Annotated in this window: 11 protein-coding genes; all 11 read left to right on the top strand. The window is 60.4% G+C overall.

The annotated features are described in order from the left end of the window. The 11 genes from NVV93_RS18180 to NVV93_RS18130 all read left to right on the top strand — a co-directional run bounded on the left by NVV93_RS18180 (position 1) and on the right by NVV93_RS18130 (position 18,172). A complete protein-coding gene (locus NVV93_RS18180) occupies positions 1-1,170 on the top strand; it encodes an acyl-CoA dehydrogenase family protein (protein ID WP_258252055.1) in 1,170 nt (389 codons plus the stop codon). A 53-nt stretch (positions 1,171-1,223) separates the two neighbouring features. Next, positions 1,224-2,411 carry an acyl-CoA dehydrogenase family protein gene (locus NVV93_RS18175; protein ID WP_258252052.1) on the top strand — a complete coding sequence of 396 codons (1,188 nt, stop codon included), beginning with the start codon at positions 1,224-1,226 and terminating at the stop codon, positions 2,409-2,411. Positions 2,412-2,424: 13 nt separating this feature from the next. Next, positions 2,425-3,579: an acyl-CoA dehydrogenase family protein gene (locus NVV93_RS18170; protein WP_258252051.1), complete on the top strand. Its 1,155-nt coding sequence runs from the start codon at positions 2,425-2,427 to the stop codon at positions 3,577-3,579. A 32-nt stretch (positions 3,580-3,611) separates the two neighbouring features. Continuing rightward, positions 3,612-4,406, top strand: a complete 795-nt coding sequence (locus NVV93_RS18165; RefSeq protein ID WP_258252049.1) for an SDR family NAD(P)-dependent oxidoreductase — start codon at positions 3,612-3,614, stop codon at positions 4,404-4,406. A gap of 30 nt (positions 4,407-4,436) precedes the next feature. Continuing rightward, positions 4,437-6,125, top strand: a complete 1,689-nt coding sequence (locus NVV93_RS18160; RefSeq protein WP_258252046.1) for a class I adenylate-forming enzyme family protein — start codon at positions 4,437-4,439, stop codon at positions 6,123-6,125. Between the two features lie 461 nt (positions 6,126-6,586). Then, on the top strand, positions 6,587-7,969 hold the full coding sequence (locus tag NVV93_RS18155; protein ID WP_258252044.1) for a DUF1329 domain-containing protein: 1,383 nt from the start codon (positions 6,587-6,589) through the stop codon (positions 7,967-7,969). Between the two features lie 381 nt (positions 7,970-8,350). After that, positions 8,351-9,706 (top strand): DUF1329 domain-containing protein, encoded by a 1,356-nt coding sequence (locus NVV93_RS18150; RefSeq protein ID WP_258254415.1) that lies wholly within the window; start codon positions 8,351-8,353, stop codon positions 9,704-9,706. A gap of 94 nt (positions 9,707-9,800) precedes the next feature. Next, positions 9,801-11,270: an alkyl sulfatase dimerization domain-containing protein gene (locus tag NVV93_RS18145; protein WP_258252042.1), complete on the top strand. Its 1,470-nt coding sequence runs from the start codon at positions 9,801-9,803 to the stop codon at positions 11,268-11,270. Between the two features lie 312 nt (positions 11,271-11,582). Then, a complete protein-coding gene (locus NVV93_RS18140) occupies positions 11,583-12,941 on the top strand; it encodes a DUF1329 domain-containing protein (RefSeq protein WP_258254414.1) in 1,359 nt (452 codons plus the stop codon). Positions 12,942-13,381: 440 nt separating this feature from the next. After that, positions 13,382-14,944, top strand: a complete 1,563-nt coding sequence (locus NVV93_RS18135) for a hypothetical protein (RefSeq protein ID WP_258252041.1) — start codon at positions 13,382-13,384, stop codon at positions 14,942-14,944. 186 nt (positions 14,945-15,130) lie between these two features. Continuing rightward, entirely contained in the window at positions 15,131-18,172 is a 3,042-nt protein-coding gene (locus NVV93_RS18130; RefSeq protein ID WP_258252039.1) for an autotransporter outer membrane beta-barrel domain-containing protein, read from the top strand.

Raw genomic sequence — 18,172 nt, 5'->3', positions numbered from 1 at the left:
ATGTTCGTCGATCTCACCCCCGAACAGCATGCTCTGCGCCTCAAGGTTCGCGACTATTTCCAGAACCTGATGACCCCCGAGCTGCGCCAGCAATTGCGCGGCAAGGAAGGCGGCGAGCTGTACCGCAACACCATCGCCAAGATGGGCCGTGACGGCTGGCTGGCCGTTGGCTGGCCCAAGGAGCACGGCGGCCAAGGCTATGCCGCCACCGAGCAGTTGATCTTCTTCGAAGAAGCCAACATCGCCGGTGCACCGCTGCCGTTCGTGACCATCAGCACCGTGGGCCCGGCCTTGATGGCCCATGGCTCGGCGCTGCAGAAGGAAAAGTTCCTGCCGGGGATCGCCGCTGGTGAAGTCATTTTCGCCATCGGTTACTCCGAAGCCGGCGCCGGCAGCGACCTGGCGGTGCTGAAAACCACGGCCCGCGAAGACGCTGACGGCTTCGTGGTCAATGGCAGCAAACTCTGGACCTCGGGCGCCGAGGCGGCCGACTACATCTGGCTGGCGGCGCGTACCGATCCTGAGCGGCCACGGCACAAAGGCGTGTCGATCATGATCCTCGACACCACGGCCGAGGGCTTCTCCAGCACCGTGATCCCGACCACCAGCAACCCCACCGCCGCCACCTACTACGACAACGTACGGGTGCCGCGTGAGATGCTGGTCGGCGAACTGCATGGCGGCTGGAAACTGATCACCGCCCAGCTCAACCACGAACGCCTGGGCCTGGGTGCCTGGTCGGACAAAGTGGTCGGGTTGTTTCGCCGGGTTTATATGTGGGCACGCAGCGCCGACGAGCAGGGCCACCGTGCCACCGACAAGGCCTGGGTGCGCCGCGAACTGGCTGAGTGCTATGCACACCTGGAGGCGATGCGGATGATCAACTTCCGCATCGCCGCCGACCTCGAACAGGGCCGCATGGACGTGGCACTGGCCTCGACTACCAAGGTCTACGGTTCGGAATCGGCCATCGAGATCCTGCGCAAGCTCTCGGCGATTGTCGGTGTCGGCGGCCTGGTGCGTGCCGGATCGGCGGCGGCCTCGCTGCTCGGCGAGCTGGAATACGAAGTGCGGGCCTCGGTGACGTTGACGTTCGGCGGTGGCACCAATGAAATCCAGCGCGAGCTGATCGCCCAGTTCGGCCTGGGAATGCCACGTACGCAGCGCTGAGTGGTCTGAACCACTCAGCCAACACAACAATGACGTCCCTTTTAGGTGAACGAATGAGCGCAATCGAACAATTCAGACAAGCGACGCGCACCTGGCTGGAAGCCAACTGCCCGCCGTCGCAACGCACCGCTATCCCGGAGGGTGAGCTTGTCTGGGGCTCCAGCAAGCCCGAGTTCCCCAGCGAAGACGCCCGCCTGTGGTTCGAGCGTATGCGCGACAAGGGCTGGTTTTGCCCGCAGTGGCCGACCGAGTACGGCGGTGGCGGCCTGAGTGCCGAAGAAAATGCGGTGCTGGAGCGTGAGATGCGCCGCCTCAAGTGCCGGCCGCCGCAAATCAACCTGGGCATCTGGATGCTCGGCCCGGTGTTGCTGGAGTTCGCCAGCGAGGCGCAGAAGCTGGCCCTGCTGCCGCCGATGTGCCGTGGCGAAGTGCGCTGGTGCCAGGGTTTCTCTGAGCCGAATGCCGGTTCCGACTTGGCCAGCCTGAAAACTGCGGCGGTGGAGGATGGCGACGACTTCGTGGTCAACGGCACCAAGATCTGGACCTCCTACGGCGACAAGTCCGACTGGATGTACGCCCTGGTGCGCACCGACCCCAAGGCGCCGAAGCACCTGGGCATCAGCCTGATCGTGCTGGACATGAAGAGCCCGGGAGTGAGCGTTTCGCCGATCGACCTGATCAGCGGCAAGTCGGCGTTCTGCCAGGTGTTCTTCGACAACGTGCGCGTGCCGAAAAGCCAGTTGATCGGCCAGATCAATGCTGGCTGGAACCTGGGCAAGAGCCTGTTGCAGCACGAGCGCAAGGCGATGTCCACGTTCGGCGAGTTCAGCCTGCCGAACCAGTTCCATCTGCTGCCGTTGATCCGCCAGTACCTGCCGCAAGGCGCGTCGGCCGCCGACCAGGCCTTGCGGGCACGGGCTCAGGCCTGCGCCATGGACGAGCATGCCTACAGCCTGACGGTGCAGCGCATGGGCGAAGAGGCGCGGGCGCGCAAGGACATCAGCGGGATCATGGCGATCATGAAGCTGGTGCATTCCGAACAGGAACACGACAAGTTCGAAATCCTCCTCGATGCTCTTGGCTACCGTGCGCTGGGCTGGGAGGACGAGAGCTTCAGCGAGCAGGAGTTGGCGCTCACCCGTAGCTGGCTGAGCAGCTACGCCCTGAGCATTGCCGGCGGCTCGTCGGAAGTGCAGTTGAATGTCATCGCCAAGCGGGTCCTTGGCCTGCCAAGCGTTTAAGGGGAGTTTGACGATGAGTCTGGTATATAGCGAAGAACAGAGCCAACTGGCCGACAGCGCCCGCGATTTTCTCGCCGCGCGCAGCCCGGTGGCCGCCCAGCGTCGTTTGCGCGACGAAGCCAGCGAGCTGGGTTACGACCCGCAGCTGTGGCAGGACGCCGTGGGCCTGGGCTGGAGCGCGATTCCGTTTCCGGAAGCGTTCGGCGGGCTGGATTTCGGCTGCATGGGCCTGGGGCCGATTTTCGAGGAGATCGGCAAGAACCTCTCGGCGTCGCCGCTGCTCTCCAATGTGGTGCTCAGCGGTTCGTTGCTGCACCTGGCCGGCTCGCCTGCGCAGCAGGACCAGTGGCTGACGGCGCTGATCGGCGGTGAGCGACGCCTGGCCCTGGCGCTGGAAGAGCAGCCGCGGCATGCCCCGCTGCACACGGCCCTGATCGCGACGGCCGACGGCGCGGGCTTCCGCCTCGACGGCGAGAAGGGTTTCGTCATCGATGGCCTGGGCGCGGATGCCTACCTGGTGGCTGCGCGCACCTCCGGCCAGGCCGGGGACGAGCAGGGCATCAGCCTGTTCCTGGTGCCGGCGACAGCGCCGGGGCTGAAGGTCAGCGCGCTGTCGTTGATTGACTCGCGCAATTGCGCACGTCTGCACTTCGACGGCGTGCAGCTGGGCGCCGATGCCCTGCTCGGCGCTGCCGGAGCCGCCTGGCCGGCACTCGATACGGCGCTGGATCGTGGCCGGGTGTGCCTGGCCGCAGAGTTGCTTGGCGCCTCCGAGCAACTGTTCGCCAGCACCCTCGATTACCTCAAGACCCGGGTGCAGTTCGATGCGCCGATCGGTTCGTTCCAGGCCTTGCAGCACCGTGCGGCGCGTTTGCATGTCGACCTGGTGCTGGCCCGTAGCACGCTGATGGCGGCGCTGGCGGCGCTGGACGACAGCAGCCTGAGCGCTGCCGAGCGCGGGCGGCTGGTCAGCCTGGCCAAGTGGAAAACCGGCGAGACCGCCACCCGTGTCAGCAACGAAGCGGTGCAGATGCACGGCGGGATTGGGGTCACCGACGAGCTGGATGTCGGCCTGTATCTCAAGCGGATACGGGTGGCTCAGGCGTGCCTGGGCGACAGTGATTTTCACTGTGAGCGCTACGCGGCACTCGACGAGGCGCACGCCTGACTGCGGGTACCAGCCTCTCAAGGAGCAGCTAAATGCACTCACTCGAAGGAAAAGTCGCCATTGTCACCGGTGCCGGTCAGGGGATTGGCCGCGGTATCGCCCTGGCCTACGCGGCCAGTGGCGCCACGGTGGTGGTCGCTGATATCAACCCGGAAACCAGCGTCGAGACCCAGGCCTTGATCCACGCCCGCAGCGGCAAAGCCGTGGTGATTCCCTGCGACATCGCCGAAGAGCAGAGCGTGCAAGCGCTGGTGGATCAGGTGATAGAGCAATTCGGGGCGCTGCATATCCTGGTCAACAACGCCTACCTCGGCAATAAACCGGCGGCTCTCGAAGACAAGTCGGTGGCTGACTTCGAGCGTGCCTTGCGAGGCAGCTTGTACGCGCCGTTGGCGGCAATGCAGCGGGCTTTCCCGCATATGCGTCGTCAACAATGGGGGCGGATTATCAACCTTTGTTCGCTGAACGGGGTCAACGCCCACCAGCATTCGGCCGACTACAACGTCAGCAAGGAAGCCTTGCGCTGCCTGACGCGTAGCGCCGCGCGTGAATGGGCCGTGCATGGCATCACAGTCAACGCCATCTGCCCTGGGGCGCGCACGCCAGCTTATGAGCGCTATGCGGCGTTGGCGCCAGAAAATGCCGCGCTGCTGCTGCAACAAAACCCGATGGGGCGCATGGGCGACCCGGAACTGGACATCGGCAGCGTGGCCTGTTTCCTGGCAAGCGATGCGTCACGCTACCTGACCGGCGATACCTTATTTGTCGATGGTGGTTCACATATCAACGGCGTGGCCTGGCAGCCGCCGGCCCGTCAGACGGTATAAAGCCCGGACTATGTTTTGGAGAATAAGAAAATGAAGATTGAACAGTGGCAGAGTGCCTGGCAGCAATTGACTGCCCCGGGCGCACCTTTCGAAGTGGTGACCCCGGCCGATGGTGGTCCGGCGTACTTTCGCAATGCCGCCGCCAACCTGCTCGAGGCGGTCGAGGTCGGTCGCCAGCACGGCGATCGCGAGTTTCTGGTGTGGGATCAGCAACGCCTGACCTTCGCCGAGTTTTTCGCCCAGGTCGATCGGCTGGCCGGGCAACTGGTCCAGCGTTTTGGCGTGCGCCAGGGTGATCGGGTGGCGATTGCCATGCGCAATCAGCCGACCTGGCTGGTGGCCTTCATCGCCATCCAGCGCTGTGCCGCCGTCTGCGTGCCGCTCAACAGCTGGGGCCTGCGCGACGAGTTGTTCCATGGCCTGGAGGACAGTGGCGCGACGGTGTTGCTGTGCGATGAGCCGCGCCTGCAACTGCTCGCCGATGATCTACGCACCCTGGAGTTGCCCAGCATCGTGGTTGGCCTGAGTGACGAGCAGCCAGTGCCGCCGCTGTGCCAGCGTTACGAAGCGCTGCTGCAGGAGCCGTTGGTGAACGTGCCGACGGTGCGCATCAATGCCGATGATCCGGCGCTGATTCTCTACACCTCGGGCACCACCAGCCGCGCCAAGGGCGTGCTGTCTAGCCATCGCGCGGTGTGCCAGGCGCTGGCGGCCCTGGAGTTCCAGGGCATGTTCGGCGCCATGAGTTCGCCCGAGCGCATCGGTGCGATGATGAAAAGTGGCTTTGCTCCGACCAGCCTGATGGCGGTTCCGCTGTTCCATGTCAGCGGGTTGCATGTCCAATTCCTGCAGCCCTTGCGTGCTGGGCGGCGGGTGGTACTGATGTACAAGTGGGACGTGGACAAGGCTTTAGATCTGATCCGCGATGAGCGTTGCACCCAGTTCAACGGCGCACCGCTGATGATGCAGCAGCTGCTGACCTCGCCGCGCTTCGGCGGTGCCGACACCGCCAGCCTGTTCGCCCTCGGCCTGGGCGGCGCGGCAGCCACCAGCAGCCTGCTGGCGCACCTGCGCGAGCGCAAGCCCGAGGCCATCGCTGGTGCCGGTTTCGGTCTGACCGAAAGCAATGGCATCGGCGCTGCCATCGGTGGCGACCAGTTTGCCTACAAGCCCCGTTCGGTTGGCTGGCCGTTGCCGATTGTCGAGGTACGCATCGGCAATAACCCGCACGAACCCGTGCCACAAGGGCAGGAGGGCTTGATCTGGCTGCGTTCGCCGACCCTGATGAGCGGGTACTGGAACTTGCCTGTGGAGAGTGCCGAGACCCTGCAGGATGGCTGGTTGGACACTGGCGACATCGGCCGCATGGATGACGAGGGCTTCCTCTACATCACCGACCGGGCCAAGGATCTGATCAACCGCGGCGGCGAGAAAATATCCGCTGGCGAGGTCGAGTCCTGTGCCTGCGAAATGCCGGGGGTGATCGAGGCGGCGGCCATTGCCATCGCCGATGAAACCCTGGGCGAGCGCCTGGTGTTGATCGTGCGCAGCGAGGCTGATCCAGCGCCGTCGAGCGAACAGATCTGCGCATTCATTGGCCAGCGTCTGGCGGCTTACAAGGTGCCTGCGCAGGTTTGTGTCCAGCGTGAGCACTTGCCGCGCAATGCTTCTGGCAAGGTGCTCAAGGCCGAGCTCAAGGCCGCTTTGGCCAGTCGCTGACTGAGAGCCTGTTCAAGGTCTCACCAGTGACCGCTGCGTGTCGGCGTGATGATGGATAAGCACAGCGTTATTCACCCTACAAAGTCTGCATGACCGCGTAGGGTGGAAAACTGCGGAGCATTTTCCATCGATGGCCGTGACAGATGTCGGATTCGCGAGGCATTGAACACCCTCTAAGAACCTGTCTGCGATCTCCTGCCTGTCGGCCAGTCTGTGTTAGACACGGCTTCGGAAACCGCTTTCGGCTAACGCACTTCAATGCGGCCCCCGAAGGGGCGAACGTAGCGAGTCATGCTCATGTACAGCTCGTAAACTGCGCTTCCTCTTGCCTGGCTCTAATTCAGAAGATCGTAAACAGGCTCTAAGTAGTCTTTCCGGACGTTGTTCTTCCTGCCAGAACGGGAAGAATAGAGTCACATTCCGGAAATCGTTTACCCGCTAAAAAGGCAGTAGGGTTGTATATGCAAATCAAAACAACAGGCGCGCTGCTCGCAGCCGCGATGGTAGTCAATGCCGGCTTGCTCGGCAGTGCAATGGCGCAAGTGTCGCCGGACGAAGCGGCAAAGCTCGGCAAGGAACTGACCTGTGTCGGCGCCGAGAAAGCCGGTAATGCCGAGGGCACCATCCCCGAATACACCGGCAAGTACCTGGGCGAAGTGCCGGGCTGGAATCACGTGAAGTTCTCTGGCGATCATCCGGTTGACCCGTACGCCGCCGAGAAGCCGATTCTGGTGATCACCGCGCAGAACATGAGCCAGCACGAGGCTCACCTGAGCGAAGGCCAGAAGGCGCTGCTGAAGAAGTACCCGACCACCTACAAGATGAATATCTATGCAGGCCACCGCGATTTCCGCTACCCGGACTATATCTGTGACCGGCTGATGAAAAACGCCCTGAATGCCAAGGTGGTCAACGATGGCATGGGCGTCGAGGGCGGCGCTCAGGATTCGTTCCCTATCCCGAAAAACGGTCTGGAAGCACTGTGGAACAACCTGTTGCCGGTGCGTGCCTGGACCGAGGTAAAGACCACCGATCTGGCATCGGTATTGCCCACCGGCAGCATCGGTTGGGGGCGTACTTATCAACTTAACCTGTCGCAGGCCAACTCGCCGACTGTCGAGCCAAAGGCCGACGACACTGTCAGCGCCATGGCCATGAACACCACGCTCAAGCCCGCTCGCGACAACGGCAACATGACCATCGCGCACGAGCCCTATAACTACCTGACCAGTGGGCGCCAAGCCTGGAGCTACAGTCCCGGGACCCGCCGTGTGCGCCAGTTGCCTGGTTATGGTTTCGACCAGCCGATGGCCGGCACCAACGGCACCATGATCATCGACGAAGACCGCTTGTTCAACGGCTCGCCGGAACGCTACGACTGGAAACTGGTCGGCAAGCGTGAGGTCTATATTCCGGCCAATGCCTTCAAGCCCAACGCGGCTGATATCAAGTACGCCGACATGCTGACGCCGAACCACCCCAACCCCGAGTTCATGCGTTATGAACTGCGCCGCGTCTGGGTTCTGGAGGCTGACCTGAAGGCAGACTATCGCCACGTCTACGGCAAGCGCGTGATGTTCATCGATGAGGACACCTGGCATGCGGTCATGTCGGACAACTACGACACCCGTGGTGAGCTGTGGAAACACGCCATGGTCAACTACTACTACCACCCGGACATGAGCGCCTGGCAGGCCGGTTCGCAGTTCTTCATGGATCTCAACTCGGGCCAGTACACCGGTTACAGCATGACCAACGAGGCGAAGAAAGGTCCGGTTCTCAACGAAGGCAAGCTCACCCCGGACATGTTCACCGCCGATGCGGCACGGGCAATGGGGCGTTAATCCTTCAGGTTCTGTGGCTGTACGGTCGGTACTCGGGATTGTGCTTTTGCCATGAGCGGAAAGCATCTGCCGAGTGATTAAAATCTGGCAGGTTCTTAGCACTACCCTACGTCCACAAAGCAAAAGGCCCGCTCGTGCGGGCCTTTTGCTGTCTCCATGGTGCCCAGATGGGCGAGTCCGGCACCCGTTCCAGTGCGTGCCCTCGCAATGCTTCGGGCAAGGTGCTCAAGGCCGAGCTCAATGAATTTTTGGTCAGCTGCTGACTAAGTAGTCTTTCCGGACGATGCCCTTCCCGCCAGAACGGGAAGAATGGGGGTGCACCCCCCAGAAATCGCTTACCCGCGAAGGAGGCAGTACATGAAAATAAAAACAACAGGCGTAATGCTCGTAACTGCAATGGCTGTCAATGTTGGTTTGGCAGGTAGTGCATTGGCGCAAGTGTCGCCTGAAGAAGCGGCAAAGCTGGGCAAGGAGCTGACCTGTGTCGGCGCCGAGAAAGCTGGTAATGCCGAGGGCACTATCCCCGAATACACCGGCAAGTACTTGGGCGAGGTGCCAGGCTGGAAGCACGTGAAGTATTCCGGTGGTCATCCGGTTGACCCATACGCCGCCGAGAAGCCGATCCTGGTGATCACCGCGCAGAACATGAGCCAGTACGACGCTCACCTGACCGAAGGCCAGAAGGCACTGCTGAAGACGTACCCGACCACCTACAAGATGAACATCTACCCAGGCCACCGGGATTTCCGCTACCCGGACTATATCTGCGAGCGGGTGATGGGCAACGCCGTGAATGCCAAGCTGGTCAATGATGGCATGGGTGTCGAGGGGGGCGGTCCTGATCCTTTCCCGATCCCGAAAAACGGTATGGAAGCGCTGTGGAACCACCAACTGCCAGCACGCTCCTGGACCGAGGAAAAGTCCAGCGATGTGGCCTCGGTATTGCCCAACGGCAGCATCGGTTGGGGGCGCACCTATCAACGTAACCTGTCGCTGGACAACTCGCCGCCGAATGCCGAGACCGTAGAAGGCCTCTCTTCGATGAGCTGGAACTCCATCTTCAAGCCCGCTCGCGACAACGGCAACATGACCATCGTGCATGAGCCCTACAACTACCAGACCAGTACTCGCCAAGCTTGGAGCTACAACGCATCGACCCGTCGTGTACGGCAGTTGCCCGGTTTTGGTTTCGACCAGCCGATGGTCGGCACCAACGGCACCATGACCACCGACGAAGACCGCATGTATAACGGCTCGCCGGAGCGCTTCAACTGGAAGCTGGTCGGCAAGCGTGAGATCTATATCCCGGCCAATGCCTACAAGCCCAACACGGCTGATATCAAGTATGCCGACATGCTGACGCCGAACCACCCCAACCCCGAGTTCATGCGCTTTGAACTGCGTCGCGTCTGGGTCCTGGAGGCCGATCTGAAGCCAGACTATCGCCATGTCTATAGCAAGCGCGTGCTGTTCCTCGACGAGGACATCTGGAGCGCAGTCATGGCGGACAACTACGACACCCGTGGCGAGCTGTGGAAACACGGCATGGTCAACTACTACTACCACCCGGACATGAGCGCCTGGCAGGCCGGTTCGCAGTTCTTCATGGACCTCAACTCGGGCCAGTACACTGGTTACAGCATGAGCAACGAGGCGAAGAAAGGTCCGATCCTCAACGAAGGCAAGTTCACCCCGGATATGTACACCGCTGATGCGGCGCGGGCGAACGGGCGTTAATCCTCGGGTCGATTGACTGGATGGCCGAATCGGAGAATCGATAAGGCCATTTAAAGCAATATCTACCTGATGTTTATCAATAGGTCGGTTGAAGATGATTAAGAAGAATTATAAAAACCCCCTGCTCTTGATGGGGCTTGTTTTGTTTTCGGGTGCGTCCAGCGCTGCTACAGAAACATCCAAGCCGGATGTCAAAGCGGTTCAGCGTTTTGAATTGCGCTCTGAACTCATGGCGCAATATCCTGGTGTTCTGAACGCGTTGCAATCAAATGCGAACGCAGGTTTTGGTGGCCCTCAGTCAGCTGCCATTGCCAACCATATGTACAGCCGCACCAATCAAGCCGCGATTGACGATGCACGCGCAAAGCTGGTTGTCGAACCGCACGGCAAGGGCACTTGGTTGTTGCGCTTCCCTTATGTCAATGTCGCGGTATTTGAAACATCCGAAGGGCTGGTCCTGGTTGATAGTGGTTATGCACCTGCCGGCCCGGCTCTAGTCGAGGCGTTGCGCAAGATCAGTAACAAGCCCGTCAACACAGTTATTGTCACCCATCATCATGCCGATCATGGATTCGGTACTTGGGCGCTACTCAAGGCTGGGGAAAATCCGCGAATCATTACAACCGAAACATATCTTTCCGAATTGGCGCTGGATATTAAAACGGCCAACTATTCCATCGTTCGCCTGAACAACCAGGATCCCCGGGATGTTCCACGGCGAATGGAAGACACCGTCTTGCCAACGGAGACATTTCAAAATACCAAAACCCTGGTTATTGGTGGCGAGGAGTTCGTCCTGACCCACGCTCGAGGCGAGTCGGCCGATCAACTATGGGTCAATGTCCCTTCGCGCAAAATAGTTGTCAGTGCTGACTATTGGCAGCCCTTCCTGCTCAACGCCGGCAATGGCAAGCGCCGTCAACGGTATGTGGCGGAGTGGGCCCAGGCATTGCGCGATATGGCGGGAACCAAGCCGGAACTGGTTCTGCCGATGCACGGTGCGGCAATGACCTCTCCCGCCGAGGCCCAGGACAAGTTACTGGCCTCTGCCGACATGCTTGATTCGGCAGTTACCCAGGTGATCGACGGGCTGAATGCCAATAAGCGCCCAGATGAAATCGTCGCTTCCGTCAAGTTGCCGGAGCGCCTGCAAGGGCGTGCGGATATGGTGGAAACCTACAATCGCTTTCAAAACGTCGCCAGCATGGTCTTGAAGGAGTATGGCGGTTGGTGGGACGGTATACCTTCGGATTGGGATCCAGCCCCTCGGTCAGACTCCAGCAAAGAACTGGTTGAAATGAGTGGCGGGATCGATAAGGTCACTGCTCGGATTCGAGTGTTGCTGGACGTTAACCCGGCGTTGGCGTGCCAATTGGCAGATATCGCCTATTTTGCCGCTCCCGATAATGCGGATGTTTTACAGGTTGCCATGGATGCCTATGCAAAGCGTATTGTGCCGGGTATTCCAACTCAGGAACTTACTGTTTATATGGAACATATGCTGAGTCTGAAACAGCGCCAGAAGGCTTTGGCTGATAATTCAGCGCTTGTCCCCAAAAAGTAATCTCGTGGCGCTGTCTGATAGTAAGTAAGCTATTTATCAGCCGAAACCCTGTGTGTGGTGTTCCATGCACAGGGTTTTTTGTTGCTTGTAGTTTTGTCTGCGCTAACTGCGCAGTAACGTGTAGCACTTTTATAAATAATTGCGCGTATTTTTCGGCGCATTTCATCGTTTTGTTTACGCCGACTGTTTTTCCTCAATAAGTAGTCTTTTTGGACGATGCCCTTCCCGCTAGAGCGGTAAGAATGAATTCGCAATCCAGAAATCGGTTATCCGCGAAGGAGGCAGTACATGAAAATAAAAACAACAGGCGTAATGCTCGTAACTGCAATGGCTGTGAATGTTGGTTTGGTAGGTAGTGCATTGGCGCAAGTGTCGCCTGACGAAGCGGCAAAGCTCGGCAAGGAGCTGACCTGTGTCGGCGGCGAGAAAGCAGGTAATGCCGAGGGCACTATCCCCGAATACACCGGCAAGTACCTGGGCGAAGTGCCGGGCTGGAAGCATGTGAAGTATTCCGGCGATCAGCCGGTTGATCCGTACGCTGCCGAGAAGCCGATCCTGGTGATCACCGCGCAGAACATGGGCCAGTACGACGCTCACCTGACCGAAGGCCAGAAGGCGCTGCTGAAGAAGTACCCGACCACCTACAAGATGAACATCTACCCAGGCCACCGCGATTTCCGCTACCCGGACTACGTCTGTGACCGGGTGCTGAAAAATGCCCTAAGTGCCAAGCTGGTCGATGATGGCATGGGTTTCGACGGGATCGGCCAGCTTGCGTTCCCGATCCCGAAAAGCGGCATAGAAGCACTGTGGAACAACCTGCTGCCGGCGCGTGCCTACACCGAGGAAAAGATCACCGATCTGGCATCGGTATTGCCCGATGGCGGAATCGGTTGGGGGCGAGCCTATGGTCGTAACCTGTCCCAGCAAAACTCGCCGACTGTGGAGCCGAAGACCGCAGACGGCATCAGCGCCATGAGCTGGAACACCACCTTGAAGCCCGCTCGCGACAACGGCACCATGAGCATCTCGCACGAACCCTACAACTTCCAGGCCAGCGCTCGTCAGGCCTGGAGCTACAACCCCTCGACCCGCCGTGTACGCCAGTTGCCCGGTTACGGTTATGACCAGCCGATGATCGGCACCAACGGCACCATGACCATCGACGAGGACCGTTTGTTCAACGGCTCGCCGGAGCGCTACAACTGGAAACTGATCGGCAAGCGTGAAATCTATATCCCGGGCAATGCCTACAAGCCTAACTCGGCTGATATCAAGTATGCCGACATGCTCACGCCAAACCACCCCAACCCCGAGTTCATGCGTTATGAACTGCGTCGCGTCTGGGTCGTGGAGGCCGACCTGAAGCAGGGCTACCGTCACGTCTATGGCAAACGCGTGCTGTTTCTCGACGAGGACACCTGGCATGCGGTCATGGCGGACAACTACGACACCCGTGGCGAACTGTGGAAACACGCCATGATCAACTACTACTACCACCCGGACATGAGCGCCTGGCAGGCCGGTTCGCAGTTCTTCATGGACCTCAACTCGGGCCAGTACACCGGCTACGGCATGAGCAACGAGCAGAAGAAAGGCCCGATCCTCAACGAAGGCAAGTTCACCCCGGATATGTACACCGCTGATGCGGCACGGGCGATGGGGCGTTAATCCTTCAGGTTTTGTTGCTGTACGGCCTGTACTCGGATTTGTGCTTTTGCCATGAAGGCAAGGCGTCTGCCGAGTGATTAAAACCGGAGGTATGCACAGAGCTCACTTAGGTGGGCTCTGTATTTATGTGCCCAGCACCAAGTGGTGTTGAGTGCGGATTGTCCTATCGCTGTTCCGGGGCAGTGGTGGTCTTAGAGTCTGTCCAAGGTCTCTCCAGTGACCGCTCCGTGTCGGCGTGATGGTGGATAAGCACAGCGTTATCCACCCTACAAAGTCTGCACGTCCGCGTAGGGTGGAAAACTGCGAAGCTTTTTTCACCGATGGGCTGGACGCGTGCTGCTGATGACTGCGGTTCGCTCGCTGAGCTCGCGTCGCCAGATCAATTTCTGAATACGCTGCGCCCTGGTGTCTAGTCATCAAGGCGGTAGTGAGGGCTGACAATGAAAAAACGTTGGGTAATTGCCACGACTGCGGCGGCCGTAGTCGCGGCCTCCTTTGTGCTGTTGTCGATCGCCAATCGCGAACGATCGGAAGCGGTCCCAATCGAGGGTAAATCGTCCGCGCCCATCCAATGGGATGCCACGTACACGTCGACGTCGGTTCCGGGCACGTCTGAAGCGCACCCCTATCTCGCCTCGATCGGCATGATGCATGGGGACGGCTTTCAGTCTGATACGCACTCGGCCGTAGGGCCGATGGGTACTGCGCTTGAGGTTCGCACGCGGCAGGCAGGCAATACCTTGCCGCGCCAATGCGCGACTTATGTGATCCGCTCCGACGGCAAGATCGTGTCCATGTGCGGGGGCATTGCAGGCTTTCGTATCGTCCTGATCGATCCGGCGACGCTTGAGGCCTTGGCCTCTTACGATCTGCCGCTACGGCCGAGTTCGTTCCAGGCGCTGATCAAGCGCGACCCCAACCTGATGATGAGTGACACCTCTGGTGGGGCCTATCTGTTCCTCGATAATCAGGACCGTATCGTCCTTGGCGACAGCCGCCAGATGATCCAGCGCATCGCTATGCGTCAGGAGGGTGGCAAGTGGCGTTTCGTCGTCGATAAGGAGTGGGACATGCGCCCCTATGTCCCGCATGACTGCCAGAACTACGACAACTGGTTCCCGCCTGGTGCGTGCGACATGATCACATCCGTCGCGCCTGACTATGCAGGACGCTATTGGTGGGTGACGCGCTTTGGTCGCGTGGGCACGCTCGATCCTGAAACCGGGCTGGTCAAGCAAGTGCAGCTGCAGAACGAGGAAATCCAGAACGGCGTCGCGATGGATAGCCGTGCTGTCTATGTATTGTCCGACCATGCCCAGTACGCCTTTGCTGCGGACAAGGATGGCATGCCGCAGCAACTCTGGCGGCAGGCCTATGATCGTGGCAGCGAGCGCAAGGTCGGTTCGATCAATCAGGGCAGCGGTACGACGCCAACGTTGATAGGCGATCGCTATATCACCTACGCCGACAATGCGGACTCGCGCATCAACATCATCGTGTTGCGGCGTGGCGATCTGCAGCCCGGTGAGCAGCGCGAAGTCTGCCGGGTTCCCGTGTTCACCGCAGGAAAAAGCGCCACCGACAATTCAATGATTGGCTGGGGCCGCTCGATCCTGCTGGAGAACAACTACGGCTACCAGAACGCGCATGTGCAAAAGGATTGGAATGCCGTGATGGGTGGCGTGGTCCGAGTCGACATCCGTGAAGACGAAAGCGGTTGTGACACGATCTGGACCTCGCCGCTAAAAGTCCCCTCAGTGGCCGCCAAGATGTCAGCCGGTAACGGCATTGCCTATTACTACACGTTCGACATTGGCCCGGAGGGCAAGCCGGATTGGTCGATCGCCGGCCTGGATTTCCGCACCGGTAAGCAGGTCATCAAGATCCCTACGGGGCAGGGCAAGGTCTTTGACACCAACTGGGCCACGATGGCGATTGCTCCTGACGGCGCGCTCTATGTAGGCACCACGCGAGGATTGGTCCAGGTGCGCCAGCGCAACTGACGCCTTGATCGACGGCCTGACGGGTAAGCGCCGCTGAGTTGGCGGCGCGGATCCGTCAGAGGCCTGGCATCTGGGGCACTATCCAACTTGAATCAGTCCACACCCCCGGAATAGACCTCCCGCTTGACGCACAGCGCTTGGCTTCTAGCCTACAAGCGAATGAGCGTGGATAGGGGGACGACGGACATGGGTATTAAGCGACTGACGCACCGTGCAAGAACCGACGATGTGACCGCGGGCATAGCGACAAAGGCAGTGTGCATCCCGCCGCCACGAGCCTCAACGCTGGTTTGGAGGCAACATCTGCCGTCATCCCCTCGTTTCCAGCTCGGCATTCTTGCGGCGACTATTGCCATGACGTGCCTGGGCAGCTCCCCGGTATCTGCGGACTGCACCCCGAGCACCCCGGCAGATGGCGGCACGGTGACGTGCACAGGCGGCTTTATCGCCGGCGGCGTCAACAGCAGCGCAGCGAACATCACCGTCAATGTCGACAGCAGCGCCCAAGTCGGTAGTGGCGTCTCCCTGTCAGGGACCGGCCAGAGCACGGTCAACAACGACGGCACCATTCAAGGGGCAGCGGTTACGCTGACCAACCCTACAGCCGACTCAAGCAAGACGCTGACCAACAACGGCACGCTCAACAACGGCATCGTCGGCAGCGGCGACGGCACCATCACCATCAACCAGAACGGCACCCTGAACAGCGGCGGCATCACCATCACCGGCAACGGTACGAACACCCTGATCCTGTCCAGCGGGCACAGCACCAACGGTACGGTGAGCCTCACCGGCGCGGTCAACCGCGTCGAAAGCTCCGGCAACTTCAACAGCGGGCTTCAGCTGAACGGCACGGTCTCCAATACCTTCATCAATCGCGGTGGGCAGGTCAGCGGCGTCGATACCTATGTCGGCCCCAGCAACTTCATCCGGAACGACGGCGGTACCTTCAACAACGGCATCAGTTTCGCCAGCGACGGCCAGAATCTCGTAGAGAACTTTAGCGGCGGGATTATCAACGGCAACCTCGTCAGCACCGGGCTATCCAACGACGTCATCGATAACAACGGCACCATCAACAGTTCCGTGTCTCTCGGTGCCGGCAACGACTTCTTGTTCAATCGCCCGCTGGGTACGACCATTTCCCAATCGGTTCAGGGGACCATCGACTTCGGTACGGGCAACGACGTTTTCAACATGCTCGGGGGGACTGTCAACGGCAATATCCTGATGGGCGAAGGAAACGATTCGATCATCATCGCGGGCGGCACCATTTCCACCGACATGAACGCAGGCAGCGGCAACGATGTGCTGCTCTGGACCAACGGCCAGATCATCCACTTCACCATGGGTGATAACACTGACCGTGCAGTGTTCCTGAACCTGTCACCGACCCAGTTGGCAACCGGACTGCGCTTCGAGGGCGGCCAAGGCAGCGATGAGCTTGAATGGAACAACACCGTCGGCGACGGCGTGGACCGCTACATTGCCTGGGAGCTGTTCAACCTCACCAAAGGCTCCCAACTGACCTTCTCCAACTTCTCCACCCTGACGTTGGGTGACAGCGGCACAGGCACCGGCCAACTGGTCATCGATGCCACCAGCAGCGTGCTCGCCGGCAATGGCACCCACACCGTGTCGCCTGCCGTGTCCGGGCAGCTGGTGACCGTGACCAACGCCGGCCTGATCAACCTGACCAACAGCAACCCGACTGCGACCGACCGCTTCGTCGTGCTCGGCAACTATGTCGGACAGGGTGGACAGCTCAATATCCAGACGGTACTGGCCTCCGATGACTCTCCTTCGGATCAGTTGGTGATCCGAGGGGCCGGCGCCAGCGGTTCAGGCAGCACCACCCTGAACGTGACCAACCTCAACGGTCCAGGCGACATGACGGTGCTTGATGGCATCCGGGTCGTGGATGCCGACGGTGGCGCGACCACTACCCCTGGCGCATTCCAGCTGGGTGGCCCGGTGGCCGCCGGCTTGTTCGAATATCAGCTGTTTCGTGGCGGCAAGGCCGCTGGCAATGAGGAGGACTGGTTCCTCCGGACGGAAGCACCGTCTCCGCCGACGGTATCCCCGCCGCCTCCACCACCGGTATCCCCGCCGCCTCCACCACCGGTTTCCCCACCGCCTCCGCCGCCGGTATCACCACCTCCGCCGCCACCGGTATCCCCGCCACCGCCGCCCATATCGCCTCCGGTTTCTCCACCGGTGTCGCCGCCGGGATCGGTCTCCCCACCACCGGTTCCGCTGGTCCGGCCGGAAGTGCCCGGCTACACGCTGGCGCCCGTCATCGCACGGCAAATGGACCGGGAAGTGCTGGGCACCTTCCACAAGCGCCAGGGCGACCAGTTCCTGCTCACCGGCGACGGTACGCTCCCGGCAACCTGGGCGCGGGTATATGGCGAGAAGTACGAACAGGAGGCCCGGCAGAAAATTTCGAGGCTGGACTTCGACATCGCCCCCGAATTCGATGGGCACATCTGGGGCTTCCAGGTCGGCCAGGACCTGTATGCCGTGACCAACGACGATGGCAGCAAGGACCGGGTCGGCCTGATGTTCAGCCAGACCGAGGCCGAAGGTGACGTCGAGGGCTACACGCTGGCCCGCCGCAACAACCAGTCTGGGAAGCTCGACCTCGATAGCTACAGCCTTGGCCTGTACGGCACCCATCTGGGCGACAACGGCTGGTACCTGGACGCCGTGCTCATGAATTCCTGGATCGACGGCGAAGCCAAGTCCGACCGAGGGATAAAAGGAGACATCGAGGGCACCACTTTCCTGGCCTCACTGGAGGCCGGCTATCCCATCGAACTAAACAGTAGCTGGACGCTCGAGCCCCAGGCCCAGGTGATCTGGCAGAAATCCAGCCTGGACGACACCCATGACCGTTTCTCGGAAATCGGCTACGAGAACGCCAGCACCTACACAGGCCGCGTGGGCGTGCGGGCCGAGAACATGACACGACTGCAGACGACCGTACTGCAGCCCTACCTTGACCTCAATCTTTGGCACGACTTCAACACCACCGACAGCGTATCGTTCAACGGTCGCGAGGTGGACATGAGCTACCGCGGCAATGTGCTGGAAGTGGGCGGCGGGATATCAGCCCAATTGACGCCGGAACTGAGCGTCTACGCGGCCGTCAGCAGCAGCTCCAACCTGGACAAGGAAGACTCCCAATCCACGTTTGGCAACATCGGCCTGAGAATTCTATGGTGA

It is taken from the genome of Pseudomonas sp. LS44 (genome assembly GCF_024730785.1).
Classification (GTDB): Bacteria; Pseudomonadota; Gammaproteobacteria; order Pseudomonadales; family Pseudomonadaceae; genus Aquipseudomonas.
Note: the sequence above shows the minus strand (reverse complement) of the source record. Positions and strands in the feature narration are given on the sequence as shown.